This window comes from Novosphingobium sp., assembly GCF_036733805.1.
Lineage (GTDB): Bacteria > Pseudomonadota > Alphaproteobacteria > Sphingomonadales > Sphingomonadaceae > Novosphingobium.
In genome coordinates, this window is record NZ_DAIMZT010000041.1 from 1 (window position 1) to 23,409 (window position 23,409).

Consider the following 23,409-nt stretch of genomic DNA (forward strand, 5'->3'; position numbering starts at 1 on the left):
GCCGGCCTGTCACGCCGGAGGTCGCGGGTTCGAGCCCCGTCACTCGCGCCACTTCTCCGAAAGTGGTCACGCAGCGCGAAAACGAGCCTCGGTCATCCCCAGCGGCCGGTCTCCATCCAGATCAAAAAACGCCGCAAGGGCAGGATCCAGGCCACGCCCAACACCACGTATACAGGGAATTGCGCCAAGGCATTCCATCTGCCGATCAGCGATGGAACCAAACTTGCTATTGCGATGCCGTAAAGGCCAAGGGCCGCAACGAGTAGAAGAACGCCGACTGGTATCCGCCACGTGGGAGCTTCGCGCATATCACTCGGATCCTTCATAGATGCGCGTGGGTGTCACCACGGCGGCAAGTGGCCGATCATGCAATTCACAAGGAAGCGCCTCTGCGATTTGGCAATCCCACGCAAGGCCGATCGCGGGCACCTGCGGATGAGTGGCCAGCCACCGATCGTAGTGTCCACCCCCTTGCCCCAACCTGTGTCCCGTCGCCGTGAACGCCAACAACGGAACGACGACAATATTGGGAACAACGAGGGCGGCGTCAGTGGCAGGTTGCAACGCGCGCCAGGGGCCAGGCACCAGCGAATCTTCGTTCCATGGATTGGCCCAGATGCGAAACTCCATGGCGGCCTCACGTGCAGCGAACCAGGGCAACGCAATCGTGCGCCCATTTTCAGCAAACCACCGCGCCCAGCCGGCGGCAGGTGCCTCATTCGCGCAGGGGTAATAGAGCCCGATAATGGAGCTTTCGCCAACCTGTTCCGCTATGGGTGTGGGCGGGCGATGGAAAACCAGGGCCCGCAACCCTTCCGGCAGGTTCGCGACGTGGCTTGACCGGGCCTTGCGATAAGCCGCGCGCAGCACGGATTTCTCTTCGGCGGGGGATAGGGGGGGTGACGGGTCCACCTTGGGTCGTTTTCCTAGAAATCCTCTGACGCCTCAACGTCAGGTGGGAACCATATACGTCGGACCCCAGTGGAAACAGAGTGGTCCGGGCAGGGACAGCCCCCTTGGATTGCTTATAGCCTCAGGGATGTTCGAACGGCTCGTGCCGGGCAGATCCCGTCGACAGTCATTTAGGCGTTCGGCGCCGCGCTCTCAAGAAGGTCTGCAAGATTTTCGATCCTTCCGGCAATTAGGGCGAGGCGTTCAGCCATTTCTGGAGGAAACGTGGCGGTATTCCGGATGCGCTGCAATTCGTGTACTTCATCGGCGAGCAACAGCGAGGCGAACAACAGCATTCGCGCTTCGGAATGAGTGCTCGCGCCAGCGGCCGAAATTTTCGTATCGATAAGTTCGCCCAATCGGTGCACATGGGCTTCTTCGCCGTCCGCGCAGGCCACGGTAAAGTTGCGTCCGCCGATAGAGAGCGTGACGTTGCTCACGCCGTCGGCCCTTCGATCAATCTGTCCAGATCGCTCAACAACCGGGATACCGAGGTCTTGAAGCGGTCATGCCTGTCCCGAAGACCTGCCGTCTCCCGTGAAGCGGCCTCTGCCCTTGTCAGGGCCGCTTCAATTCTTTCAACCGCTTCCACGATTGGCGCATGTTCCATAAGCGCATGGCTACCCTATTATCGCTCCAAGGCAAGCATTTGGCCCGAGTTGTTCACAATCGCGCGAGCTATCGGTGACGAGGCGGGCCGTTTTGTCGATCGGATTGAATCGGGGCGCCGAACTTGACGGGAAGCTGCCTCTCCCTAAAGGGAGGCGCGAACTCTCGAATCGTCCTGCAATTTCCGCGCCGGAGCTATTGGAATGACCTTTGCCTCAGACCGCCTCGCGCCGATGGCCAATGCCATCCGGGCGCTGTCGATGGATGCGGTTCAGGCGGCCAACAGCGGCCATCCCGGCATGCCGATGGGCATGGCGGACGTGGCTACCGTTCTTTTCTCTAAGTTTCTCAAGTTCGATCCCGCTGCGCCTCGGTGGCCGGACCGTGACCGCTTCGTCCTATCGGCCGGCCATGGCTCCATGCTCATCTATTCGCTTCTTTATCTCACCGGCTACGAGAGCCCGACGATCGAGGACATCCGCAATTTCCGCCAGCTAGGCTCGGTCTGTGCGGGACATCCGGAAAACTTTCTCATTCCCGGCGTTGAGTGCACGACCGGTCCGCTGGGGCAGGGCCTTGCAATGGCGGTCGGCATGGCCATGGCGGAGCGGCATCTCAATGCCACATTCGGCGACGCTCTCGTGGACCACAACACCTGGGTGATCGCCGGTGACGGTTGCCTGATGGAAGGCATCAACCATGAGGCCATCGGCCTCGCCGGCAATCTGAGGCTTGGCAAGCTGAAGGTCCTGTGGGACGACAATAAGATCACCATTGACGGGGACACGTCGCTTTCGACCAGTGAGGACATTCCTGCGCGTTACCGTGCCGCTGGGTGGGATGTGTTCTCCTGCGACGGTCACGATTATGCCGATATCGAGAGAGCTTTGTCCGATGCGGCCGTTTCGGACAAGCCGGCGCTCGTTGCCTGTCGCACGGTGATCGGCAAAGGCGCGCCTAACAAGCAAGGCAGCCATGATGTTCATGGTTCGGCGCTGGGAACGGACGAGGTTGCCGCTGCGCGCGAATATCTGGGCTGGGCAGCGAAGCCGTTTGATATTCCCGCTGCTATCCTCGCGAACTGGAGATCGTTGGGTGATGCAGGCGCGAAAGCGCGTGCGGTATGGGAAACGCGACTGAACGGAAGTGTCCATGCCGAAGAATTTAACCGTCGGATGGCGGGGGAACTGCCCGATGGCGAACCGATCCGAAAGGCGCTGGCGGAATGGGTGAATGCTGGTTCCACCGTGGCTACCCGTAAGGCTTCCGAGAACTGGCTGAACGTGCTGGCGCCGGTAATGCCGGAGATGGTCGGCGGCTCTGCCGATCTCACGGGTTCCAACAATACCAAGGCCAAGTGCCAGGCGCCGTTCAACGCTGAGAACTACGCCGGCCGCTATGTCTATTACGGTATTCGCGAGTTCGGCATGGCCGCAGCTATGAACGGCATGGCGCTGCACGGTGGGGTGATCCCTTACGGCGGGACCTTCCTGATCTTTTCCGACTATTGCCGTAATGCCATTCGCCTTTCAGCCCTGCAGCAAACCCGGGCGATCTACGTCCTTACGCACGATTCGATCGGCCTTGGTGAGGATGGGCCGACGCACCAGCCGGTCGAGCAGGTGATGAGCCTGCGCTTGATCCCGAACCTTAACGTTTTTCGGCCCGCCGATGCGATCGAAACGGCGGAATGCTGGAACATCGCCCTCGAAACGGCGGATACGCCTTCGATACTGGCGCTCACTCGCCAGAATCTGCCCCAGCTCCGCAAGTCTGGCGAGATGCTTTCGGCGCGAGGCGCCTATGTGCTGCGCCGCTCGGAAGCTGATCGGAAGGTCATCCTGATCGCGACCGGCTCGGAAGTTGAACTGGCTTGCAAAGTGCGAGACGAGCTGGAGCGGCGTGGAATCGGCGCGGATGTAGTCTCCATGCCCTGTATGGAGCTGTTCGAGGCGCAGGACGAGGCTTATAAGCACGAAGTGCTGCCGCACGATCCCTCAATCCTGCGCGTCTCAATCGAGGCGGGATCGACGCTGGGTTGGGAGCGCTATACCGCTTTCAGCCGCAACGGCGGGCTCACCATCGGCTTGGACCGCTTCGGCGCGTCGGCCCCGGCCAAGGACCTGTTTGCGCGTTTCGGTTTTACCACCGAAGCCATCGTGCCCAAGATTCTGGACAAGCTCAGCGCCTAAGAAGGAGAATTTCACATGGCGACCAAGGTTGCTATCAACGGTTTCGGACGTATCGGGCGCAATGTCGCCCGCGCCATTCTTGAGCGGCCGGACTGCGGGCTCGAACTGGTCTCGATCAACGACCTTGCGGATGCCAAGTCGAACGCCCTTCTGTTCAAGCGCGACAGCGTACATGGCACTTTCCAGGGCAGCGTCGAAGTTGACGGCAATGACCTAATCGTCAACGGCAAGCGCATCCACGTCACCGCCGAGCGCGATCCCGCCAACCTGCCACATGCCGCTCATGGCATCGATATCGCGCTGGAATGTACCGGTTTCTTCACGAACAAGGCCAGCGCGTCCAAGCATATCGAGGCGGGGGCCAAGCGCGTGCTGATCTCGGCCCCGGCCAAGGGCGTCGATCTGACGGTCGTTTACGGGGTCAATCATCATAAGCTGAACGCGGATCACGTGGTTGTTTCGAACGCGTCGTGCACGACCAACTGCCTGGCGCCGATGGCCAAGGTCCTGCACGAGAAAATCGGCATAGAGCGTGGTTTGATGACCACGGTCCATTCCTACACTAACGATCAGAAGATCCTCGACCAGATCCATCAGGATCCGCGCCGCGCCCGCGCCGCTGCTATGTCGATGATCCCCACCAGCACCGGCGCCGCCGTCGCGGTGGGCCTGGTGCTGCCCGAACTGGCCGGTAAGCTTGATGGATCGTCGATCCGGGTGCCGACCCCGAATGTCTCGGTTGTCGATCTGACCTTCCAGCCCAAGCGCGATACCTCGGTCGAGGAGGTCAACGCGCTGCTCAAGGCGGCCGCCGATGGCGAGCTCAAGGGCGTGCTCGCCTATACGGAGGAGCCGCTGGTTTCGATTGACTTCAATCATGACGCGCATTCTTCGACCATCGACAGCCTTGAGACCGCCGTGCTGGAAGGCAAGCTGGTGCGCGTGCTTTCGTGGTACGATAACGAGTGGGGCTTCTCGAACCGCATGGTTGATACCGCGGGCGTGATGGCCGGGCTGCTTTGACAAGGCGCGCCGCCTGCGAGCGGCGGCGCATTGACAACTCCCCTCCCGTTCGTGGGAGGGGGCAGGGTGAGGGTTCGTAGGAGCCCTGCCTTGATATATGCCCTCCCTTAGCCCTTCACGCAGGCGCGGGAGGGACCAGGAGCAAGTGATGAGCGCTTTCAAGACCCTTGACGATCTGGGCGATGCGACCGGCAAGGTGGCGCTTGTGCGCGTGGACTTGAACCTGCCGATGCAGGACGGCGTCGTTACTGACGAAACCCGCATTCGCGCTTCAGCGCCTACTGTGCTGGAGCTGTCCGAGAAGGGCGCCAAGGTCCTTTTGCTCGCGCACTTCGGGCGCCCGAAGGGCGAGCGTGTCTCAACACAGTCTCTTTCGATGGTGGTGGGCGCGGTTGAGAGGGTGCTGGGCAAGGAAGTCATGTTCGTGCCCGAAATTGCGGGTGAAGTCGTCGCGCAGGCTGTCGGCATTCTGCGTCCCGGCGATATTGCCATTCTTGAGAATACACGCTTCTGGAAGGGCGAGGAAAAGAACGATCCTGCGCTGGTGAAGGCCATCGCAGCCAACGGCGATTTCTACGTCAACGATGCCTTCTCCGCAGCTCACCGCGCTCACGCAACCACGGAAGGGCTGGCCCGGGTGTTGCCCGCATATGCCGGCCGTTCAATGCAGGCTGAGCTTGAGGCTCTCGACAAAGCGCTTGGCAAGCCGGTGAAGCCCGTGGCGGCGGTCGTCGGCGGCGCGAAAGTCTCATCCAAGCTCGACGTGCTTAAGCACCTGGTAGCTCAAGTGGACCATCTCATCATCGGCGGCGGCATGGCCAACACGTTTCTCGCCGCCAAGGGCGTGAACGTGGGCAAGTCGCTGTGCGAACACGAGTTGACAGGCACCGCTAACGAGATTCTGGAAACGGCCGATAAGGCGGGCTGCACTGTGCATCTGCCTTATGAAGTCGTGGTGGCCAAGGAGTTCGCGGCCAACCCGCCATCGCTTCGGACTTGTAATGTTCATGAGGTCGCGGCTGATGAGATGATCCTCGACGTCGGGCCTTCGGCGGTGGAAGCGTTAGGCGACGTTCTGAAGACTTGCCGCACCCTCGTGTGGAACGGCCCGATGGGCGCATTCGAAACACCGCCGTTCGATGCCGCCACCGTCGCGCTGGCGAAGACGGCGGCGGCGTTGACCGTGGAAGGTTCGCTGACATCAGTGGCTGGCGGCGGGGACACCGTCGCAGCGCTTAATCATGCAGGTGTAGCGCAAGATTTCACTTATATTTCGACGGCCGGCGGAGCCTTCCTGGAGTGGATGGAAGGCAAGGAACTGCCCGGAATTTCGGCGCTTTGTGGCTGAGCGGCGAAACTCCATGGATCGGCCGCGGGCAGGGGAATTTGTGACGATGCACAACTCCTCCCCCTGGCAAGGGCGATACGTCACTCTGGACGGGATGCGCGGGATTGCCGCGCTGGCCGTGGCATTGTTTCACTACAATATCTCGCAGGCGCCGCATGGGTATCTTGCGGTTGATTTCTTTTTCGCGCTGTCAGGTTTCGTGCTCTGCCGCACCTATTTGCCGCGCTGGAAGGCCGGGCTTTCAACCGGGGCTTTCATGAAACAGCGGATGATCCGCCTCTATCCGCTGTTCCTGGTTGGTCTCGTGGTCACGACGCTCTCAGCGATCTCCGACCGGTATACAGGCAAGGGGGATATTTTCGAGTTTGGCATCATCTTCGGCAGTCTGCCTTTCAATCTCCTGATGTTGCCTTCGCCGATCACCATGACCATGTTCCCCATGAATGTGCCAGCCTGGTCATTGTTCTTTGAACTGGTTGCGAACTTTCTGCTGGTGCTGGTGCTGTTTCGCTTGCCGAAGTTGGGGCTCCTGGTGCTGTGTCTGGCAGCCGGCTGGTGGTATGGGGCGGCCGTTCTGGATAACGATGGCGGCAATCTGGGCGCGGTCTGGGATCAGTTCGGCATTTCGGCCGTTCGGACAACCTTTGCCTTTGCCGCGGGCGTTCTTATCGCTCGCTTGCCGCAATCCCGAACCAGGCCGCGGGGATGGACGGGCCTGGCCTGTCTAGCTGCGATTGCGGCGATGCTTTTGCTCGATTTGCGATCGGTGCCCGCAGGGAAGTATGACCTTGTTTGCAGCATGTTGATTGCGCCGGCATTGGTCTGGGTCGGAGCGCGCTGCGAACCGCCCAGGCTCGTGGCGCCGGCTGCGTGGTTTCTCGGCGAGGTGTCCTATGCGCTTTATGCCGTGCATTGGGCGCTGATGGAACCTTTGCGCTATTTCAAGGACGATCTTGGTTTCGATCAGGTGCTGATGGCGTTCGTCTATCTGGGCAGCTGTTTAGCGCTGGCATGGCTGTGCGTTCGCGGGATCGATGTGCCGACGCGGGCTTGGCTGAGTGCGGCGATGCGCGGCAAACCGCGTCCGCATAGCGTTATGGCGCTTATGTCGCGCGCCGAAGTGAATCCTGCTGCGGTTGCGAAAGAGGTTGCCGGGGGATAACTTTCAATACGTTTTCGAACAGGTAGGAGGAGAACCATGCAATATTCGGACATGGCGGCGAAGATGGCCGCGGGGAATGGCTTCATTGCGGCGCTGGACCAGAGCGGCGGTTCAACGCCTAAGGCGCTGAAGGGCTATGGCATCGAAGAAGGCGCATGGTCGACAGAAGAGGAGATGTTCGCTCTCATTCATGAGATGCGTGCGCGCATTATTTCTTCGCCTGCCTTTACCGGCGACAAGGTCATCGGCGCGATCCTGTTCGAGCGGACCATGGACGGCACCGTCGAAGGCGTTCCCACCCCCCAAGCTCTGATCGCCAAGGGTGTCGTGCCGTTTATCAAGATCGACAAGGGCCTTGAAGACGAGGCGAACGGCGTGCAGCTCATGAAGCCTATGCCAACGCTGGATGTTCTGCTTGAACGTTCCAAAGCGCTGGGCGTATTCGGGACCAAGGAGCGCTCGGTTATCAATTCCGCCAATGCAGCGGGCATTGCGGCAGTCGTCAAACAGCAGTTTGAGGTTGGCAAGCAGGTGCTTAGCCATGGCATGATGCCCATCATCGAGCCTGAGGTGAACATCAAGAGCGAGACCCGCGCTGAATGCGACAAGCTCCTGCTTGCTGAGATCCTCAAAAATCTGGATGAACTGGCCGAAGGCCAGCAAGTCATGCTCAAGCTTTCGCTGCCTGTGGTTCCGGGAACGTTCGATCCGCTGGTCACGCATCCCAAGGTTCTGCGAGTGGTCGCGCTTTCGGGTGGTTACAAGCGTCCCGAAGCTTGCGTCGAACTGGCGAAGAACCAAGGCATCATCGCCAGCTTCAGCCGCGCATTGCTCGAAGATCTGCGTGCGCAGATGAACGATGCTGAATTTAACGCCTCGCTCGCCAGCGCGATTGACGAAATATACAAGGGATCGACGCAGAAGACGTTGGCTGCCGCAGCGGTCTGACGCGACCCCGAAAAGGCGGAATAACGTAAAGGGCGGCGCTGGAGGGCGCCGCCTTTGCTTTTGTCCGATCACCACAGCGCAGCGGGGGCACCATTAGCACTGATCCGGCGAATATCGCTGTCACCGATCGAAACGGAATCCGAAACGATAAGTTGTCAATGCCACTGCACCATTGTTCTTGTTGGTCATTTTGTCCGGTTTCACCTCAACGAGCGCCAGCGTGCCATCGGTGAGCTGCGCCGGCTTGTCCGAGGCGATCTCCATAGTTTGACCACGAGAACCGAGGTCGACCTGAATGCGCAAGCGGACTCGGCCAACCCAAACGCATCGCGCGTTTGTGGGGCAGCGGCTGTCTTCCAACACCTTGAGAGGAGTGATTCTCATTCCATCGATCAAGGCTGTCTCATGGAGGGCCGCGTAAGCGAAAGGAATATCTTGCGGCGACGGGTTCGGCGCCGGAATGCGTCTTCCCGGCAAGTGAAGCGGTGCCCTTACTGCTGGCTGTCCTGATGGGGGCGCGGTTGTCCGCGAAGGGGCGGGTGGCGGGATGATCGCGCAGGCAGCGAGACAGAGTGGGGTGATGATCGTAAACAGCACACGATTCTTCATGCCGGGATCAAGCCTTGATGCGCCTGAACGGTTTCGGAACGCTTGGCGCGCTGGCGACGTCCAGCTAGAGCGCGGCTATGACGGATGAAAATGCACAGTCGGAAAACGAGCGCGAGCCCACGCAGCTTTACCTGATCTCGCCGCTCGATGTGAGCGGCACCTTTCCTGAGCGTCTAGCCCGAGCCCTTGACGCCGGGCCTGTTGCGGCCTTCCAGTTTCGAGTCAAGGGCATTGACCAGCACGAAGCCGCGCGGCTTGCGCAGCCGCTCCAAACGATCTGCGCGACCCACGATGTGGCTTTCGTCGTCAATGATTCGATTGGCCTTGCCAAGCGGATCGGTGCGGACGGCGTACATCTGGGGCAGGAGGACGGTTCCGTCGAAGACGCTCGCAAGGCGCTCGGCCGTGATGCCCAGATCGGCGTGACTTGCCATAACAGCAGGCATTTGGCGATGGAGGCAGGGGAAGCAGGCGCGGATTATATCGCCTTCGGCGCATTTTTTCCCACCGCCACCAAGGATACCAGATACACCGCGACGCTTGATCTGCTGGAGTGGTGGCAAGCCCTCTTCGAAATTCCTTGTGTGGCCATCGGCGGCGTAACACCGGAAAACTGCCTGCCGCTGATCAAGGCCGGAGCCGATTTTCTAGCGGTTTGTGGCGCGGTCTGGAACAGTGATGAGGCCGCAGCCATCAGGGCCTTCCACGCCGCCATGCAAGAGTGAGCGGGCAGCGGATCAAGCGAAATAAAGCTAAGCCATCACTGCGACGCTGCTGCTGACCAGACGCACTAACTGAGCCTGTCCTCGCACCTCAAGCTTGGCATAAAGCCGCTTTGAATAATTGCGTGCAGTTTCCAAAGTCAGCCCCATCCGCTCGGCCGCCTCAGCGATTGAATGGCCTTCATAAAGGGCGATCGCCAGTTCAGCTTCCCGTGGGGGCAGGTCGAACAGCCTTGCCAGGCGATCGATGCTTTTAGCACTGAGCGCATTCGGCAGCCGGCAAAGGACGAGCATGGAGCGGCGCGCAGTATCGACGGCGGCCATAAGCAGGGCTTCCAGGCGCGGGTCGTCGAAAAGCAGAAGCGGGCGGGCCAGTCCTGGCGTTTCTCCGGTGAACTGCATGGCGGCTGCTGTCAGTTCCCGCTCGGCCTTTGGGCCCAGATCTCGTAGACGTTCGCCGACGCGCGGCGGAGAGCCCAGTATCTCCCGTAGCCGAGCATCCAGGCCGGAATCGATGGAGAGCAATCGCGCCTCGCGATCCATCGTCATCCATCCCACGGCGGAATATGCCAATCCCTGCGTGCTGATGCTGGACTGGCTGCGCCAACGTTCCAGTTCAACCGCGGCGCGCAGGGCTTCTTCCACATAAGGTGCAAGATTGGAGAGCATCGCGCTGTCTGCTGCAGTACAAGGCTGAGCACGGGCTATGATGAGCCATGCGCTCATTGCATCTATGTCCGGGATGCGCAGTATGCGTTCGTCGGTAATGCCCAGGCGCAGCATCCTTTGAGTGCGCGCCGCCCGGTAGGCCGGATCGTGATCGAAGAACTCGGCGATCGAATAGACCCGGCGCGGTCTCAAGTTATCGTAATGGAAACGGTCAAGCGCGTGAGCGTCGAGCGGATCGCTTTCCTGCGCGAGGGTGCGGAGATCTAAGCCGGAATGGAACTCTTGTACTATGGCTTCAGGTCCATTTCCGATCCTTTGAATCAGCCCTACATACTCGGCTTGCGTTCGGCGCTGGAGGCGATCGGCAAAGGCGGAAAACCGTCGATTATCGGACAGCCCCCGGAACAACGGCAGCAAGAGATCGGTCTCGTCGCGAGTGGTGAGCGCCATACGCCTCCCATATGGGAGGTTTTCCAGAAAGTCATCCCTGCAATGAGATTCGTAACCCAGATAAACGGGGCCACCCCAACATAGGGACGCTCAATGAAAACCCTCACGCATCTTGAGAGGCTGGAGGCCGAAAGCATACACATCATCCGAGAAGTCGTCGCCGAGGCGGAAAAACCGGTGATGCTATACTCGGTCGGCAAGGACAGCGCAGTAATGCTGCATCTTGCCCGCAAGGCATTCTATCCTTCGCCGCCACCTTTTCCCCTGCTCCACGTCGACACCACGTGGAAATTCAAGGCGATGTACGAACTGCGCGACAGGATGGCGGAGCTGTCGGGAATGGACTTGCTCATCTATCACAATCCCGAAGCGCTGGAAAAAGGGATCAACCCTTTCGATCATGGCTCCCTTCATACGGACATGTGGAAGACCGAGGGGCTTAAGCAAGCGTTGGACAAGTACGGCTTCGATGCGGCTTTCGGCGGGGCCCGCCGTGACGAGGAGAAGAGCCGTGCCAAGGAACGTATTTTCTCGTTCCGCACCTCTTCGCACGGTTGGGACCCGAAGAACCAGCGGCCGGAATTGTGGAACCTCTACAACGCACGCAAGAACAAGGGCGAGTCCATTCGGGTCTTTCCCATCTCTAACTGGACCGAGTTGGACATCTGGCAGTACATTCACCTCAACGATATTCCCATCGTGCCGCTCTACTTTGCAGAGGAACGGCCGACGGTGGAGCGGGACGGCATGTTGCTGATGGTCGATGATGACCGCTTTCCGTTGAGGCCGGGCGAAAAACCGGTGATGCGCTCGATCCGCTTTCGCACCTTGGGCTGTTATCCACTGACCGGCGCGGTGGAAAGCACCGCCAAAACTCTTCCCGAGGTGATCCAGGAAACATTGCTGGCCACCACTTCCGAGCGTCAGGGCCGCGCGATCGACAAGGATGCCGGCGGCGCCGGTATGGAAGTCAAGAAGCAGCAGGGATACTTCTGAGCGCTACGATACCCTCGTTCCCGTTCCTGCTCAGGTGAGCTTGCAGAACTCCCGAATGATGCGCCAATGCCCTTCGATACTTCGACGAAGCTCGAGATCGGGGTGAGCGGAGAGATTATTATGTCCGATACCGAGACCAAGGAACCCGTCTACGTAGTCGACAAGCTGATTGCAGAGGATATCAATGCCTACCTGGAGCAGCATGAGCACAAGACTATGCTGCGCTTCATCACTTGCGGCAGCGTTGATGACGGCAAATCCACCCTAATTGGGCGCTTGCTCTACGATTCGAAGATGATCTTCGAGGATCAGTTCGCCGCGCTGGAAAGTGACTCCAGGAAAGTCGGCACGCAAGGCCAGGAAATCGACTTTGCGCTGTTGGTCGATGGGCTTGCCGCTGAGCGGGAACAGGGGATCACCATCGACGTCGCTTATCGCTTCTTCAATACCGAGAAGCGCAAGTTCATCGTTGCGGACTGCCCCGGTCACGAGCAATATACCCGCAACATGGTGACGGGGGCTTCGACTGCCGATCTGGCGGTGATCCTGATCGATGCGCGCAAGGGCGTACTCGTTCAAACCCGGCGACACAGCTACTTGTGCCATTTGATCGGCATCAGGAATATCGTGCTGGCCGTCAACAAGATGGACCTGGTCGATTACGACCAGGAGGTTTTTGACAAGATCGTCGCCGACTATGCCGAGTTTGCGAGATCTATCGGGATTGAGAGCTTCACGGCAATGCCGATCTCCGGCTTCAGGGGTGATAATATCACCACGCTTTCGACCAATACCCCATGGTACGGCGGACCGACGCTGGTCGAGCATTTGGAAACTGTCGAGGTGCTCGGCTCGATCGATGCGGAAAAACCATTCCGTCTGCCAGTGCAGTGGGTGAACCGTCCAGACCTTGATTTCCGCGGTTTTTCGGGTCTGATCGCCAGCGGCTCCATCAAACCGGGTGATAGCATTCGCGTTCTGCCCTCGGGCAAGACCAGCACGATCACGCGTGTCGTGACAATGGATGGCGATCTCGACGAAGCGGTGGCCGGTCAGTCCGTCACCGTGTGCTTTGACGATGAGATTGATTGCTCTCGTGGCTCAGTGATCTCGGTGGCCGCCAATCCGCCGCAGACTGCCGATCAGTTCGAAGCGACAATCGTCTGGATGGCGGATGAGGCGATGATTCCCGGCCGCGCCTATTGGTTCAAGCTGGGCACGCAGATGGTCTCGGCGACGGTGCAGGAACCGAAGTATACGATCAACGTGAACACGCTGGAGCACATCGCGGCGAAGACGCTGGAGCTTAACGCCATCGGCGTGGCGGAGGTCATTACTGACCGGCAGATCGTGTTCGAGCCTTATGCGGAGAACCGGACGCTGGGCGGATTCGTCCTGATCGACAAGATGACTAACGCCACGGTCGCGGCGGGCATGCTTCACTTTTCCTTGCGCCGTTCGCAGAACGTGCATTGGCAGGCGCTTGATATCGGTCGCAAGCAGCACGCCGACCTCAAGAACCAGAAGCCGGCGGTCCTTTGGTTCACCGGCCTCTCCGGCTCGGGCAAGTCCACCATCGCCAATCTCGTCGAAAAGAAGCTCTACCGAATGAACCGGCACACCTTCTTGCTGGATGGGGACAACGTGCGCCACGGCCTCAACAAGGACCTGGGCTTTACCGAGGCCGATCGGATCGAGAACATTCGCCGCGTTGGTGAAGTTTCGAAGCTGATGGCGGACGCGGGGTTGATTGTCATCACCGCTTTCATTTCCCCGTTCCAGGCGGATCGCGAGATGGTGCGCTCAATGATGCCTGAAGGCGAATTTTTCGAGGTATTCATTGATACCCCGCTGAACGTGGCTGAAGCGCGGGATGTGAAGGGTCTTTACAGAAAAGCCCGTGCAGGCGAGTTGAAGAATTTCACGGGCATCGACAGTCCCTACGAGGCGCCGCGCAACCCCGAAATCCGCATCGATACCACCACCATATCTCCCGACGAGGCCGCGAACCTCATCGTTGACACGCTGCTGGGAGGAGCGTGATGACGATGGCTGACGGCGATCTGGCCGCGCACCTGGCGGACGTGGCGGGTAATATCCTGCTTCAGGTTCGGGCCGCGGGCGTCTTCGGCGGCAAAGCGCTCGGCAAGGCGGGGGATCAGACTGCTAACCAGTTCCTCGTCCATGCCCTGCGTGAGCAGCGGGCGGAAGACGGCCTGCTTTCCGAGGAAGAGCGGGATAATATGGAGCGCCTCGCCAAGGAGAGGGTGTGGATCATAGACCCGGTCGACGGCACGCGCGAATATGGCGAGGAGCGGACGGATTGGGCGGTCCATGTCGGTCTGGCGGTGAACGGCGCGCCGGTGCTCGGGGCTGTGGCTTTACCGGGCCTGGGTCTGGTGCTCCGTTCGGACCAACCGGGTAAGATTCCGCCTGCGCCCGGAGCTTTACGCATGGTGGTCAGTCGCACACGTCCGGCCAAGGAAGCGACCGATGTGGCCGCAACGATCGGGGCGGAACTGGTGGCGATGGGCTCGGCCGGCGCGAAGGCGATGGCGGTTCTGCGCGGCGAGGCGGACATTTATCTTCATTCAGGCGGGCAATATGAATGGGACAGCTGCGCCCCGGCCGCAGTGGCATTGGGGTGGGGGCTTCATGCTTCGCGTATCGACGGCAGCCCGTTGGTTTATAACCGGCAGGATGTCTACATGCCCGATTTGTTGATCTGCCGCAGGGAGCATGCGGACATGGTGCTGGAGCGGGTTAAGGCTCTCCTGTAATCATTCGCGGATGGCCGGCACCGGGGGGCGTTATGCCGGCCATCCGCTCGACTCCGTGCTCGTCCCGGCCTCATCCTCTTCACGGGGGTACGGGAGGATGGGCGGTTGCCCTTCTTGTTTATCGCACAGCAATGGAGTGAGCGGGGGCATCATCCAGCAGCACGACGGAACGGGACGCGGAGGCGAAATATTCGAGCATGGCGGCATAGCCGCGCGCGCTCAACTTGACGTAGACCCGTCGCGCGTCGCCCGGATCGGCTTCGCGCACCAACAGGCCCTGCCTTTCCAGGATCGTGATCCAGCGCAGAGCGGTGGTTGAGGGAACGGCGGAGCCGATGCAGGCGCTGGTCACTGAAACGCGGCGGCGTTCCTTGGCGGCGATGAAGAGATCCAGCAGGATGTCCCATGCGGGTTCGCCGAAAAGGTCTTCGGAGCGGAAGATCTTGGTGCGGCGGCGGCGATCGTCATAAGTTTGGCGTGCCAGTTCTACCCAGATCGGGTGGTCCTGTGTCGCGGTACTCTTTCCAATCTCACGCTCACCGGCCTCGCCGGTCAGTGAATAGAGCAACGTCGACGCGTTTTCGCCGATCTCGAGTTCGCGTGCCATTGCGAGAAGTTCGTTCGCAATTCCTATCAGGCGAATGGCCTTCGCTCGATTGCGCATCAGTTGGTCCGTATTGCGCATGGATATGCATCACCAAAGCCGGGCTGCAAGCTTTCCTTGGAGAAGAGCCCGCAGCGATTACTGGATCTTTTGATGGCGGACCGCGCAAAAATCTTGCTGGAATTGCTCGATGATGCCGCAAGGAGGTTTTTGCTTATCCGTCAACGGGATCGAGTATTGACAGTGACGGCACGATACGTCTCGGCAAGGTTACTCCGGATTGGAGACATTGCGGGTTCTATTGAGTTCAGTTGTGAGAGTAGCGATGGATTCCGCAAGACAAGGAGGGGTAATGAGAGCGAGTAGGTTTTCTCAATTACCTCAGGATTTTCGCAAGTTCACATACCTGTGATTTGGCGGCGGTGATCTTGACTTCCACTATGTTCTCCTCGTCGAGGGAACATTCGCTTCCCCCTCCGAATGCGATCCGTGACAATCCAAATTCGATCAAAATGGAGCACCTCGACGCAAGTTTTTGCGAGAAACAGAAATCCAGAACCGTATTTTGACGTGCTAATTATGAAAAAATTGTAATGACTGTTAATAAATCTGCGTCTTGTAAAAATATTATAGAAGCACTCCGCTTATTTCGGAAAACGGTAATTAGGTGTTTTCGTCTAGTGGAATGTCCTTTGATTGCTGGATACCGAGCCCTGGCGATCCGGTATAGCGCCGAACGTCACCGGACGTGAACGGGTGAAGGCTGCATCGGTCGGGTCGGAATCAGCCGCCGAACCGGTCCTTCAGTTCCAAGAGCGTGATGGCGGCCTTTGCGGCTTCACCGCCTTTGTCCTTCCGGGCAGGGTTGGCGCGTACCAGCGCCTGAGCCTCGTTCTCTACCGTGAGAATGCCGTTGCCGATGGCAATGCCGTCCATGGTCAAGGCCATGATTCCACGCGCGCTTTCGCCGGCGACAATTTCAAAATGATAGGTTTCGCCGCGAATGACGACGCCAATCGCGACGTAGCCATCATAATCTCCGCCTGCATCTGCAAGGGATATGGCTCCGGGAATTTCGAGTGCGCCCGGCACTGTCACTACGTCGACTTGATGTCCGGCAGCCTTCAGCGCTGCTGTGGCGCCTGCAATCAGCATATCATTCAGATGGTCGTAAAAACGGGCTTCGACGATAAGAAAGCGCCCCATGTCATTGGTCTCCAGCGGGAAGGATGGGGCGTTCGCCCACGATGTTGAGGCCATAGCCTTCCAACGCAACGAGCGAATGATGCGTGTTGGTCAGGAGGATCATGTCATGAATGCCGAGTTCGGCCAGGATTTGCGCACCGACGCCGTAATCGCGCAACTCTTCCAGATCCGGGAGCTCGCCTGCGCGGACGAGCCGCTTGATATCAATTGCGCGCGACATCAGCCGGCCCATTGGCCGATTAATCAGCACGATCGCGCCGCAGCCTTCCTTGCCGATGATTTCCATCGAGCGGTGTAGAAGACCGGCACGATCGCCTTGGTCCTCACCAAGGATGTCAGCAAAGATTGATAACGTGTGCATACGCACCAGCGTGGGCGCCGAGGGATCGATGCGTCCCTTGACAAGAGCCATCGTTTCATCGCCGGTCGCCTTGTTGAAGTAACTACGCGCTGTCCATTGCCCACCGTAGCGGCTGTCGAACACGAGTTCGGCCTTCTTTTCGACCATACGATCGTGTTTGCGCCGATAAGCGATAAGGTCGCGGATCGTACCGATCTTCAGGTCGTGCGTCCGCGCGAAGGTAACGAGATCGTCCATGCGGGCCATGGTGCCGTCGTCACGCATGATCTCACAAATCACGCCTGACGGATTGAGACCGGCAAGGCGGGAGATGTCAACCGCAGCCTCGGTATGGCCTGCTCGCACCAAAACACCGCCGTCGCGCGCGCGCAGCGGAAAGACATGTCCCGGCGTGACAATATCGTCCTTGCTCTTGCTGCTGTCGACGGCGACCGAAATCGTTCGCGCGCGGTCTGCCGCGGAGATGCCGGTGGTCACGCCCTCGCGCGCCTCGATTGAAACGGTGAAGGCGGTTTCGTGGCGAGTGCCGTTGTGTCGGCTCATCAGGTCGAGCCCAAGCTGGTCCACTCTCTCGCTGGTCAATGTCAGGCAGATCAGCCCGCGGCCATGCGTAGCCATGAAGTTGATCGCCGCCGGCGTCGCCATTTGCGCCGGAATGACCAGATCGCCTTCGTTCTCTCGATCCTCATCGTCCACCAGAATGAACATGCGGCCATTGCGCGCCTCGTCGATGATTTCCTCTATAGGGACCAGAACTTCACGGTCATCGTTAGAGAACAATACCCGCTCCAGCTTGCCAAGCGTTTCTGCCGTTGGGTTCCAGTCCGCGTCCGTGCAGTCTCGCAATGTGTTGGCGTGCAATCCGGCAGCGCGGGCCAGGCTGGCTCTGCTCATTCCGCCTTCGGTTACGAGCTTGCGAACTTTCTCGATGACATTGCTAGACACTGAAATACATCGCCCCACATTTTAATGTGATATCCATACGACTGAGGTACATTGGAATGCAAGGAGATAGTGGCGATGGGCTGGAAATAAGCGTTCACGCGCGCTGACGAATCTGCTCTTTATGACAAATTCGTTTCCCGCGGTTATCCCGGATCGCCTCGCCACGCGAGAGGAGTCCCCCCAGCGTGACAGGGTAAGGCGGTGAACAAAAGGTGAGCCGGCCATGAATTGCCCATTACCCGCGATCTATCTGAAGCCGGAGCGGGCGGGGCGTATTGCGCTTATCGCGAAAAGCCACGAACTGCTTCTCGGTCACCGCTTGTTCGAGACCGGAGACGATGTGATAACAGCGCTTTGGTCATCCCCCTTCGCGATTGTGGCACATGGAACGCAGGCGGACCCGGTGTTCTTTTTCGGCAATGCCGCAGCGCTCGCGGTATTTGAAACCGACGCGGAAGCGTTCATCGGAATGCCCTCTCGTCTTTCGGCAGAAGCGCCGTTACGCGGCGAGCGACAGGCGTTGCTGGACCGAGTGATGGCCAAGGGCTTCATCGACGATTACGCTGGAATCCGTATCAGCGCGAAAGGTCGGCGCTTCCACATCGGGCCCGCGACCGTATGGAACCTCGTCGATGAGGCGGGGCTGCGACATGGCCAGGCCGCCTGTTTCGTCCCGTGACCAGCAAAGTCGATAGAGATGTGGTCGCCGCGATTATGGAGCAGGTCCGAGCTGCGTTGGCGCAAACCGAGAAGCGGCCGGTTATTATCGGGCTATGCGGGCCGCAGGGCTCAGGCAAAACCACACTTGCTGCTGCAGTTCGGCGCACCTGTCTAGCCGAAGGCTTGCGTGCGGCGACACTGTCGCTTGACGATCTTTACCTGACACAGGTGGAGCGGCGGGAACTGGCGATGCACATTCATCCCTTGCTCGCCACGCGCGGCGTGCCGGGCACGCATGACGTGGCCCTGGGTTTCGCGCTCATCGATGGCTTGAGGCAAGGTCTGTCCTTGCCCCTTCCACGTTTCGATAAGCTTCATGACGATCGGGCACCGCGTGACCATTGGCAGGCCGCGCCCGCACGATGCCAGGTTCTCTTGTTCGAAGGATGGTGCGTCGGCGCGCTACCGCAACCGGCTGCAAGTCTGGCCGCGCCGGTCAACGTGCTTGAAGAGGTGGAAGATAGCGAGGCGGTCTGGCGGACATATGTCAACAATGCACTGGCCGGAGCCTATCAATCCTTGTTCGCGCGCCTTGACCGCTTGGTCTTGCTGGCTGCCCCCGATTTCGAAGTGGTGCACGGTTGGCGCTTTGAGCAGGAGCGTGAGTTGGTGGACCGAGAGGCTCTGGACGGACAGATCATGCACGAGATGGCGATTGCTCGCTTTATCTCTCATTACGAGCGTCTGACGCGGCATATCCTTTCAGAAATGCCTGAGCGAGCCGATCTGGTAGTGCGTTTGAACGCGCAACGACGGCCACTGGCAATCCTGACTCGCTGACAAGATCAGTCGCTATCCATCGATCTGCGCGCCAGATAGGCGCGCTGGCGCTTTCGACGTTCAAGCTGGCGACGCATAGGCACCGTGTCGTCAATGAGGTCGGCCAGTGCCGCGCCGCGCTCTCCCGGCCGGCGGTCCGGCCCCGCGGTCGTATCGCAGAAGGTCTGCCGCTCAATTTCGGCATTGAGCAGCGCGCCAAGCAGGACACCGTATGCCGAGAGGAATAGCCACATAAGGAACACAACGATTGCCGAAAGTGAGCCATAAGTGGCGTTGTAATTGCTAATATACGCCACATAGAGCGAGAACCCGAATGAAACAGCGATCCATAACAGTGTCGCCAGCACTGAACCGGGGGCGAGCCAACGCCATTTGGCGGGTCGGCGGTCCGGTCCATAGCGCATGATGAGAGCGAACCCGGCGCTGCCCAAGGCAATGGCAACGCCCCAGGTCAGCAAGTTGAACAGCCGTTCGGTGACACCGCCCAAATAGATACTCGTCTGCGTTTGCAGCCACGCAAAAACGCCGCCTGAAATCACGCCGGTGACGGCGATCAGCACTGCCGCGAGCGTCAGCAATGCCGCCCTCCAGGTCAGGGTCACGATCCCGCGCGTCTCATGTTCCTCATTGATGATGTTAAGGGCGCTTATCATACCGCTGGCCGCGCGCATCGCGCCGTAGAGCGCAAACATCAAGGCGATAACCAGCGCCAAGCCAGTCACCCCACCACTTGTGGAGACGATCCGAGGCAATTGCGTCTCCACCAAATGGGCCGCGTCTGGCGGCAACATCCGTACGGCGTTCTCTACCTGCTCCTGAACGCTTTTGACGTCTCCGACCAAGCCATAGATGATGACCGTCGCAGCAAGCAGAGGGGTAAGGGCGAGGAAACTAAAGAACGCCAGCCCGGCCGCCAGGAGGCCAAGCTCATGAAATCCTGTCATTACCCAGACGCGCTTCAATACGCGGGACCAAGCTGCCCACGGCATCGTCCAGGGTGTGGTCGCGTGCGCGCCCGGCGGAAGCTCTGTTGCCGAAGCGTCACTTTTCGACATATGGGAGAGCCGGAACGGGAACTTTCGCTTTCGCAATGCGATAGCCTTGTTCAGGAAGGCCACTGGGTCGGGCTCTTGCATGGGGGTGATTGTCAGCGTTGCTCATGCCTCGGCTAATCGATCACCTTCCGGCTTGTTCCTTCCGCCCGGGTGGCAGCGTCAGCGTTCTCATGCTGTCCTTCACGCTCGCATTCTCAGTCTCCCCGACTGCGGCTCAGGAACCTTTGGCGCGGACGCCCAATGCCGCTCAAGATCGGCCGGATGCAGGCAAGATGTCTGTGCCTTCACCGCCGGCCGACGCGAACCTTCCGCAGGTCGAGCCGATCATCTTGGACAAAGAACTCAATTCCTCGGTGCCGCAGCTTGATGCACGGGACGATCCAGAGCTTGATAAACCGCTAGAATCCATAGAGGAGTTTGAGCGCAGATTGGCCAAACAAAAACCTGGCGTCGGACTGGAACAGGGCGGGCCCATGCCGACGGCGTCAGTTTCGAAAACCGTCGAGCCTCAGCCCCCGGTACAGATCGGCGATGCGCCTGTGCTTGACGCCGAACTGGAAGCTCCGCTCCCGCCCATCGATCAGTTCGAGGTGAGGCCGGTCCAGTTCGCGCAAGAAGCTGTCCAGGAGGACAAGGAGGCCACGGTCTCCTATCGGCTGGAGCTGCAAGGGCTCGACCAGGCTGACAAGGAAACGGATGCCGATCTTGAGGACGAGTTTCGCTCGCTCTCCGCACTCAGAAAGGGGGGCGGAAAAGCGGCGAACACAGCAATGATCCGAGCGCGGCTGACCGAGGATGGTCAGTTGCTGGAAACGATCCTCGCCTCCGAAGGTTGGTATTCCCCTATCATCCGCCCGCGACTGGAGCCCCCGCGCGATAAGGACAAGACGATGACGGCGGTGATCCTCGTGGCGCCGGGCAAACGCTATGCCTTCTCCGACATCGTGATTAAAGCGGACCCGACGGTGCCGCCGGGTCTCATCGCTGATAATCTTGCGCTCAAGGTGGGTGAGCCAATCATCGCAGAGCGCGTGCAGGGCGCGGAAGCGCAAGTGGCTGTCGCCCTGCCTGAGAATGGTTATCCGTTCGCCACCCTTGGCGACCACGACGTCCTGCTGGATCCGGATACCGGCCAGGGGGTTTACACACTGCCCGTCACGGTGGGGCCGCGCGGGCGTTTCGACGGCTTTACCACCGATGGCGATCTGGCCTTCAATGCGGATCATATCCCTGTCCTCGCCCGCTTTAAGCGGGGTGACTTGTACGATAGCCGAAAGGTGGACGACCTGCGCAAAGCGTTGGTGGCAACCAATCTGTTCAAGGCGATCTCTGTCGCCCCGGTTCGCAGCGGCGAGGCGGTTGGAGATGGTACGGAATACGTGACTCTCAATGTTCATCAGGAGGCCGGACCGCCGCGGACGATAGCCGGCTCGGTGGGTTACGCGGCTGGTCAGGGCCTGACCGCAGAGGCCACATGGACGCACCGCAATCTGTTCCCCCCCGAAGGCGCGCTGATCGCTCATATTACTGCCGGCACCCAACAGCAGGGGCTTGGCGCGATCTTTCGTCGATCCAACGCTGGCAAGCGAGACCGGACGCTGGAAGTGACCACAGAAGCGTTCCACAATAAATATGATGCTTACAGTGCCTATACCGGCCGTCTGGCCGCTCGCATCAGCAGGGATTCCACGCCCCTTTGGCAGAAGAAGTACACTTACGCTTATGGGGTGGAATTGCTGGCGACCGGCGAGACCGACTACAACGCGGCAACCGGCACTCGCGATCGCCACACGTATTATATCGCCGGTGTCAACGGCCAGGTCGGTTTCGACACTACCGATGATTTGCTCAACCCAACCAAGGGTTATCGCCTGACAGCCCTCATTCAACCCGAAGCCACGTTGAACAAGGGCTTTGATCCTTACCTTCGCGCCCGTTTTGATGCTTCCACTTATTATCCAGTAAGCGGCAACCTGGTGCTGGCGGGGCGCATCCGTCTCGGCACAATCCAGGGGGTGGAGCTGTTTGACATAGCACCTTCGCGGCGGCTCTACGCGGGCGGCGGCGGTTCCGTGCGTGGCTACGCGTACCAGGCGTTGGGTGAGCAGGCGCCTGATGGCAAGCCCGTGGGCGGCCGCAGCCTGAACGAAGCTTCCTTCGAGGCGCGCTACCGCTTCGGTAATTACGGCGTGGTGGCTTTCGTCGATGCAGGCCAAGCCTATCGCGAGACCGTGCCGCAATTCAATGATTTGCGCTACGGCGTCGGCCTTGGCGGACGTTTCTATACGAACTTCGGCCCCGTTCGGCTTGATGTGGCAACTCCGATCGACCGTCGACCGGGCGAATCCAGAATCAATATCTATGTCTCGATCGGGCAGGCTTTCTGATGGCCGGCGAGGATGAAATCGAGCGAGACGCAGAGGCCGATGTAAGAGAGGAAAGCGCGCGACGGCGACTTTCCTGGCGGCGAATGCAAGTGCGCGCGCTCAAGACCTTTGCCTTCATGCTGCTCGGCGTGTCAACTCTGGCTTTCGTGCTGATCTTTGGTCTCGACACGACGCCGGGCCATCGCTTCGTGGCAAATCAGATCGCCGGCCTCACGTTCGAGAACGGGATGCGCATCACGGTGAGCCGCATCGACGGGTCGCTTTATGGCAAGATGACGTTGCGGGGTCTCTCAGTCCGCGATCCCAAAGGTGAGTTCCTATTCTCGCCTGAGGTTGACGTAGATTGGCGCCCTTTCGCTTATCTGGATAATCATGTGGACGTGCGCACCGCTATCGCGCGCCGCGTGATCCTAAGGCGGGTGCCGGCTTTCAAGCCGGCCCCGCCCAGCAACGCGCCGCTCTTGCCGAATATCGACATAGACGTGGGCGCTTTGCGCATCCTCCGCTTCATCGCCGAGCCACCGGTTGCTGGTGAGCGGCGCATCGTCACTATCGATGGCAGCGCTCATATTGCCGATGGACGCGCGCAAGTGACTGCCAGGGGCGGCACGATCGCCATAGCAGGCAAAGAAGGCGGCGATCGGTTTGTTCTGACACTCGACGCAGTCCCCTCTCGGAACCGACTGACCATTGATCTTGATATGGACGCGCCTAAGGGCGGCGTTATTGCCTCGTTAGGCGGCTTTACTCAGCCCGTTGCGCTGAAGGTCAAAGGACGGGGCGACTGGGCCGCTTGGAACGGTGCGCTGACCGCCAAGCTAGGCGGCGCGGAGTTGGCCGATTTGGCGCTGACGGCAAGGAATGGGACATTCAATCTCAAAGGCCCAACAGG

General features: G+C 59.7%; 21 protein-coding genes and 1 pseudogene. 13 read left to right on the plus strand and 9 right to left on the minus strand.

Annotated elements, in window-relative coordinates; translation table 11 throughout:
* Positions 1-92 precede the first annotated feature (92 nt).
* The 3 genes from V7D69_RS10650 to V7D69_RS10660 form a co-directional block, all read right to left on the minus strand.
* Positions 93-308, minus strand: a complete 216-nt coding sequence (locus tag V7D69_RS10650; RefSeq protein WP_324062077.1) for a DUF2842 domain-containing protein — start codon at positions 306-308, stop codon at positions 93-95.
* Between the two features lies 1 nt (position 309).
* Positions 310-912 (minus strand): 5-formyltetrahydrofolate cyclo-ligase, encoded by a 603-nt coding sequence (locus tag V7D69_RS10655; protein ID WP_333605774.1) that lies wholly within the window; start codon positions 910-912, stop codon positions 310-312.
* Positions 913-1,082: 170 nt separating this feature from the next.
* Positions 1,083-1,391 carry a cell division protein ZapA gene (locus tag V7D69_RS10660; protein ID WP_324062075.1) on the minus strand — a complete coding sequence of 103 codons (309 nt, stop codon included), beginning with the start codon at positions 1,389-1,391 and terminating at the stop codon, positions 1,083-1,085.
* A 372-nt stretch (positions 1,392-1,763) separates the two neighbouring features.
* Here V7D69_RS10660 and tkt point away from each other — a divergent pair, with 372 nt between their 5' ends.
* The 5 genes from tkt to V7D69_RS10685 all read left to right on the plus strand — a co-directional run bounded on the left by tkt (position 1,764) and on the right by V7D69_RS10685 (position 8,233).
* A complete protein-coding gene (gene tkt / locus V7D69_RS10665) occupies positions 1,764-3,752 on the plus strand; it encodes a transketolase (RefSeq protein WP_333605775.1) in 1,989 nt (662 codons plus the stop codon).
* Between the two features lie 15 nt (positions 3,753-3,767).
* Complete coding sequence (gap, locus tag V7D69_RS10670) at positions 3,768-4,775, plus strand: type I glyceraldehyde-3-phosphate dehydrogenase (RefSeq protein WP_324062779.1); 1,008 nt, start codon at positions 3,768-3,770, stop codon at positions 4,773-4,775.
* A 148-nt stretch (positions 4,776-4,923) separates the two neighbouring features.
* On the plus strand, positions 4,924-6,123 hold the full coding sequence (locus V7D69_RS10675; protein ID WP_324062777.1) for a phosphoglycerate kinase: 1,200 nt from the start codon (positions 4,924-4,926) through the stop codon (positions 6,121-6,123).
* A 46-nt stretch (positions 6,124-6,169) separates the two neighbouring features.
* Positions 6,170-7,285 (plus strand): acyltransferase family protein, encoded by a 1,116-nt coding sequence (locus V7D69_RS10680; RefSeq protein ID WP_333605776.1) that lies wholly within the window; start codon positions 6,170-6,172, stop codon positions 7,283-7,285.
* Positions 7,286-7,321: 36 nt separating this feature from the next.
* Positions 7,322-8,233, plus strand: coding sequence for a fructose bisphosphate aldolase (locus V7D69_RS10685; RefSeq protein ID WP_333605777.1), 912 nt, complete (start codon positions 7,322-7,324; stop codon positions 8,231-8,233).
* 120 nt (positions 8,234-8,353) lie between these two features.
* Here the strand turns inward: V7D69_RS10685 and V7D69_RS10690 are convergent, their stop codons facing one another.
* Positions 8,354-8,536, minus strand: a complete 183-nt coding sequence (locus V7D69_RS10690) for a hypothetical protein (protein ID WP_333605778.1) — start codon at positions 8,534-8,536, stop codon at positions 8,354-8,356.
* Positions 8,537-8,919: 383 nt separating this feature from the next.
* Here V7D69_RS10690 and thiE point away from each other — a divergent pair, with 383 nt between their 5' ends.
* Entirely contained in the window at positions 8,920-9,567 is a 648-nt protein-coding gene (gene thiE / locus V7D69_RS10695) for a thiamine phosphate synthase (RefSeq protein ID WP_333605779.1), read from the plus strand.
* Positions 9,568-9,594: 27 nt separating this feature from the next.
* Here the strand turns inward: thiE and V7D69_RS10700 are convergent, their stop codons facing one another.
* Complete coding sequence (locus tag V7D69_RS10700; protein ID WP_324062767.1) at positions 9,595-10,683, minus strand: helix-turn-helix transcriptional regulator; 1,089 nt, start codon at positions 10,681-10,683, stop codon at positions 9,595-9,597.
* A gap of 93 nt (positions 10,684-10,776) precedes the next feature.
* Between V7D69_RS10700 and cysD the strand changes: the two genes are divergently transcribed.
* The 3 genes from cysD to V7D69_RS10715 all read left to right on the plus strand — a co-directional run bounded on the left by cysD (position 10,777) and on the right by V7D69_RS10715 (position 14,459).
* Complete coding sequence (gene cysD / locus V7D69_RS10705) at positions 10,777-11,679, plus strand: sulfate adenylyltransferase subunit CysD (RefSeq protein WP_324062765.1); 903 nt, start codon at positions 10,777-10,779, stop codon at positions 11,677-11,679.
* Between the two features lie 120 nt (positions 11,680-11,799).
* Positions 11,800-13,722: a sulfate adenylyltransferase subunit CysN gene (cysN, locus tag V7D69_RS10710; protein WP_324062785.1), complete on the plus strand. Its 1,923-nt coding sequence runs from the start codon at positions 11,800-11,802 to the stop codon at positions 13,720-13,722.
* Positions 13,722-14,459 (plus strand): 3'(2'),5'-bisphosphate nucleotidase CysQ, encoded by a 738-nt coding sequence (locus tag V7D69_RS10715; protein ID WP_333605780.1) that lies wholly within the window; start codon positions 13,722-13,724, stop codon positions 14,457-14,459. Before cysN ends, V7D69_RS10715 begins: the two co-directional genes overlap by 1 nt.
* A 118-nt stretch (positions 14,460-14,577) precedes the next feature.
* Here V7D69_RS10715 and V7D69_RS10720 read toward each other — a convergent pair whose 3' ends face one another.
* From V7D69_RS10720 to ribB, 3 genes are all read right to left on the minus strand, one after another.
* Positions 14,578-15,144: a MarR family transcriptional regulator gene (locus V7D69_RS10720; protein ID WP_324062761.1), complete on the minus strand. Its 567-nt coding sequence runs from the start codon at positions 15,142-15,144 to the stop codon at positions 14,578-14,580.
* 702 nt (positions 15,145-15,846) lie between these two features.
* A complete protein-coding gene (gene ribH, locus V7D69_RS10725; protein ID WP_333605781.1) occupies positions 15,847-16,269 on the minus strand; it encodes a 6,7-dimethyl-8-ribityllumazine synthase in 423 nt (140 codons plus the stop codon).
* 1 nt (position 16,270) lies between these two features.
* Positions 16,271-17,575: a 3,4-dihydroxy-2-butanone-4-phosphate synthase gene (gene ribB, locus V7D69_RS10730; protein WP_324062758.1), complete on the minus strand. Its 1,305-nt coding sequence runs from the start codon at positions 17,573-17,575 to the stop codon at positions 16,271-16,273.
* Between the two features lie 223 nt (positions 17,576-17,798).
* Between ribB and V7D69_RS10735 the strand changes: the two genes are divergently transcribed.
* Both V7D69_RS10735 and V7D69_RS10740 read left to right on the plus strand, forming a co-directional pair.
* Complete coding sequence (locus tag V7D69_RS10735; protein ID WP_324062756.1) at positions 17,799-18,254, plus strand: MEKHLA domain-containing protein; 456 nt, start codon at positions 17,799-17,801, stop codon at positions 18,252-18,254.
* Positions 18,255-18,289: 35 nt separating this feature from the next.
* Positions 18,290-19,075: a kinase gene (locus tag V7D69_RS10740; protein ID WP_324062783.1), complete on the plus strand. Its 786-nt coding sequence runs from the start codon at positions 18,290-18,292 to the stop codon at positions 19,073-19,075.
* Positions 19,076-19,080: 5 nt separating this feature from the next.
* On the opposite strand, the gene V7D69_RS10745 is transcribed toward V7D69_RS10740, so the two are convergent.
* Complete coding sequence (locus V7D69_RS10745) at positions 19,081-20,130, minus strand: YihY/virulence factor BrkB family protein (RefSeq protein ID WP_333605782.1); 1,050 nt, start codon at positions 20,128-20,130, stop codon at positions 19,081-19,083.
* 170 nt (positions 20,131-20,300) lie between these two features.
* On the opposite strand from V7D69_RS10745, the gene V7D69_RS10750 reads away from it, so the two are divergent.
* Both V7D69_RS10750 and V7D69_RS10755 read left to right on the plus strand, forming a co-directional pair.
* A complete protein-coding gene (locus tag V7D69_RS10750; protein WP_414690965.1) occupies positions 20,301-22,517 on the plus strand; it encodes a BamA/TamA family outer membrane protein in 2,217 nt (738 codons plus the stop codon).
* A pseudogene (locus V7D69_RS10755) lies at positions 22,517-23,409 on the plus strand (translocation/assembly module TamB domain-containing protein); the annotation flags it as partial. The gene V7D69_RS10750 and the pseudogene V7D69_RS10755, both read left to right, overlap by 1 nt.

What these genes read in the sequence shown, in the direction of transcription:
- V7D69_RS10685 (WP_333605777.1), top strand. Translation starts at nt 7,322, where the DNA reads ATGCAATATTCGGACATGGCGGCGAAGATGGCCGCGGGGAATGGCTTC.
- V7D69_RS10650 (WP_324062077.1), bottom strand. Translation starts at nt 308, where the DNA reads ATGCGCGAAGCTCCCACGTGGCGGATACCAGTCGGCGTTCTTCTACTC.
- tkt (WP_333605775.1), top strand. Translation starts at nt 1,764, where the DNA reads ATGACCTTTGCCTCAGACCGCCTCGCGCCGATGGCCAATGCCATCCGG.
- V7D69_RS10750 (WP_414690965.1), top strand. Translation starts at nt 20,301, where the DNA reads ATGCTGTCCTTCACGCTCGCATTCTCAGTCTCCCCGACTGCGGCTCAG.
- V7D69_RS10720 (WP_324062761.1), bottom strand. Translation starts at nt 15,144, where the DNA reads ATGCGCAATACGGACCAACTGATGCGCAATCGAGCGAAGGCCATTCGC.
- V7D69_RS10715 (WP_333605780.1), top strand. Translation starts at nt 13,722, where the DNA reads ATGACGATGGCTGACGGCGATCTGGCCGCGCACCTGGCGGACGTGGCG.
- gap (WP_324062779.1), top strand. Translation starts at nt 3,768, where the DNA reads ATGGCGACCAAGGTTGCTATCAACGGTTTCGGACGTATCGGGCGCAAT.
- cysD (WP_324062765.1), top strand. Translation starts at nt 10,777, where the DNA reads ATGAAAACCCTCACGCATCTTGAGAGGCTGGAGGCCGAAAGCATACAC.
- V7D69_RS10735 (WP_324062756.1), top strand. Translation starts at nt 17,799, where the DNA reads ATGAATTGCCCATTACCCGCGATCTATCTGAAGCCGGAGCGGGCGGGG.
- ribH (WP_333605781.1), bottom strand. Translation starts at nt 16,269, where the DNA reads ATGGGGCGCTTTCTTATCGTCGAAGCCCGTTTTTACGACCATCTGAAT.
- V7D69_RS10740 (WP_324062783.1), top strand. Translation starts at nt 18,290, where the DNA reads ATGGAGCAGGTCCGAGCTGCGTTGGCGCAAACCGAGAAGCGGCCGGTT.
- V7D69_RS10700 (WP_324062767.1), bottom strand. Translation starts at nt 10,683, where the DNA reads ATGGCGCTCACCACTCGCGACGAGACCGATCTCTTGCTGCCGTTGTTC.
- V7D69_RS10680 (WP_333605776.1), top strand. Translation starts at nt 6,170, where the DNA reads ATGCACAACTCCTCCCCCTGGCAAGGGCGATACGTCACTCTGGACGGG.
- V7D69_RS10745 (WP_333605782.1), bottom strand. Translation starts at nt 20,130, where the DNA reads ATGTCGAAAAGTGACGCTTCGGCAACAGAGCTTCCGCCGGGCGCGCAC.
- V7D69_RS10675 (WP_324062777.1), top strand. Translation starts at nt 4,924, where the DNA reads ATGAGCGCTTTCAAGACCCTTGACGATCTGGGCGATGCGACCGGCAAG.
- cysN (WP_324062785.1), top strand. Translation starts at nt 11,800, where the DNA reads ATGTCCGATACCGAGACCAAGGAACCCGTCTACGTAGTCGACAAGCTG.
- thiE (WP_333605779.1), top strand. Translation starts at nt 8,920, where the DNA reads ATGACGGATGAAAATGCACAGTCGGAAAACGAGCGCGAGCCCACGCAG.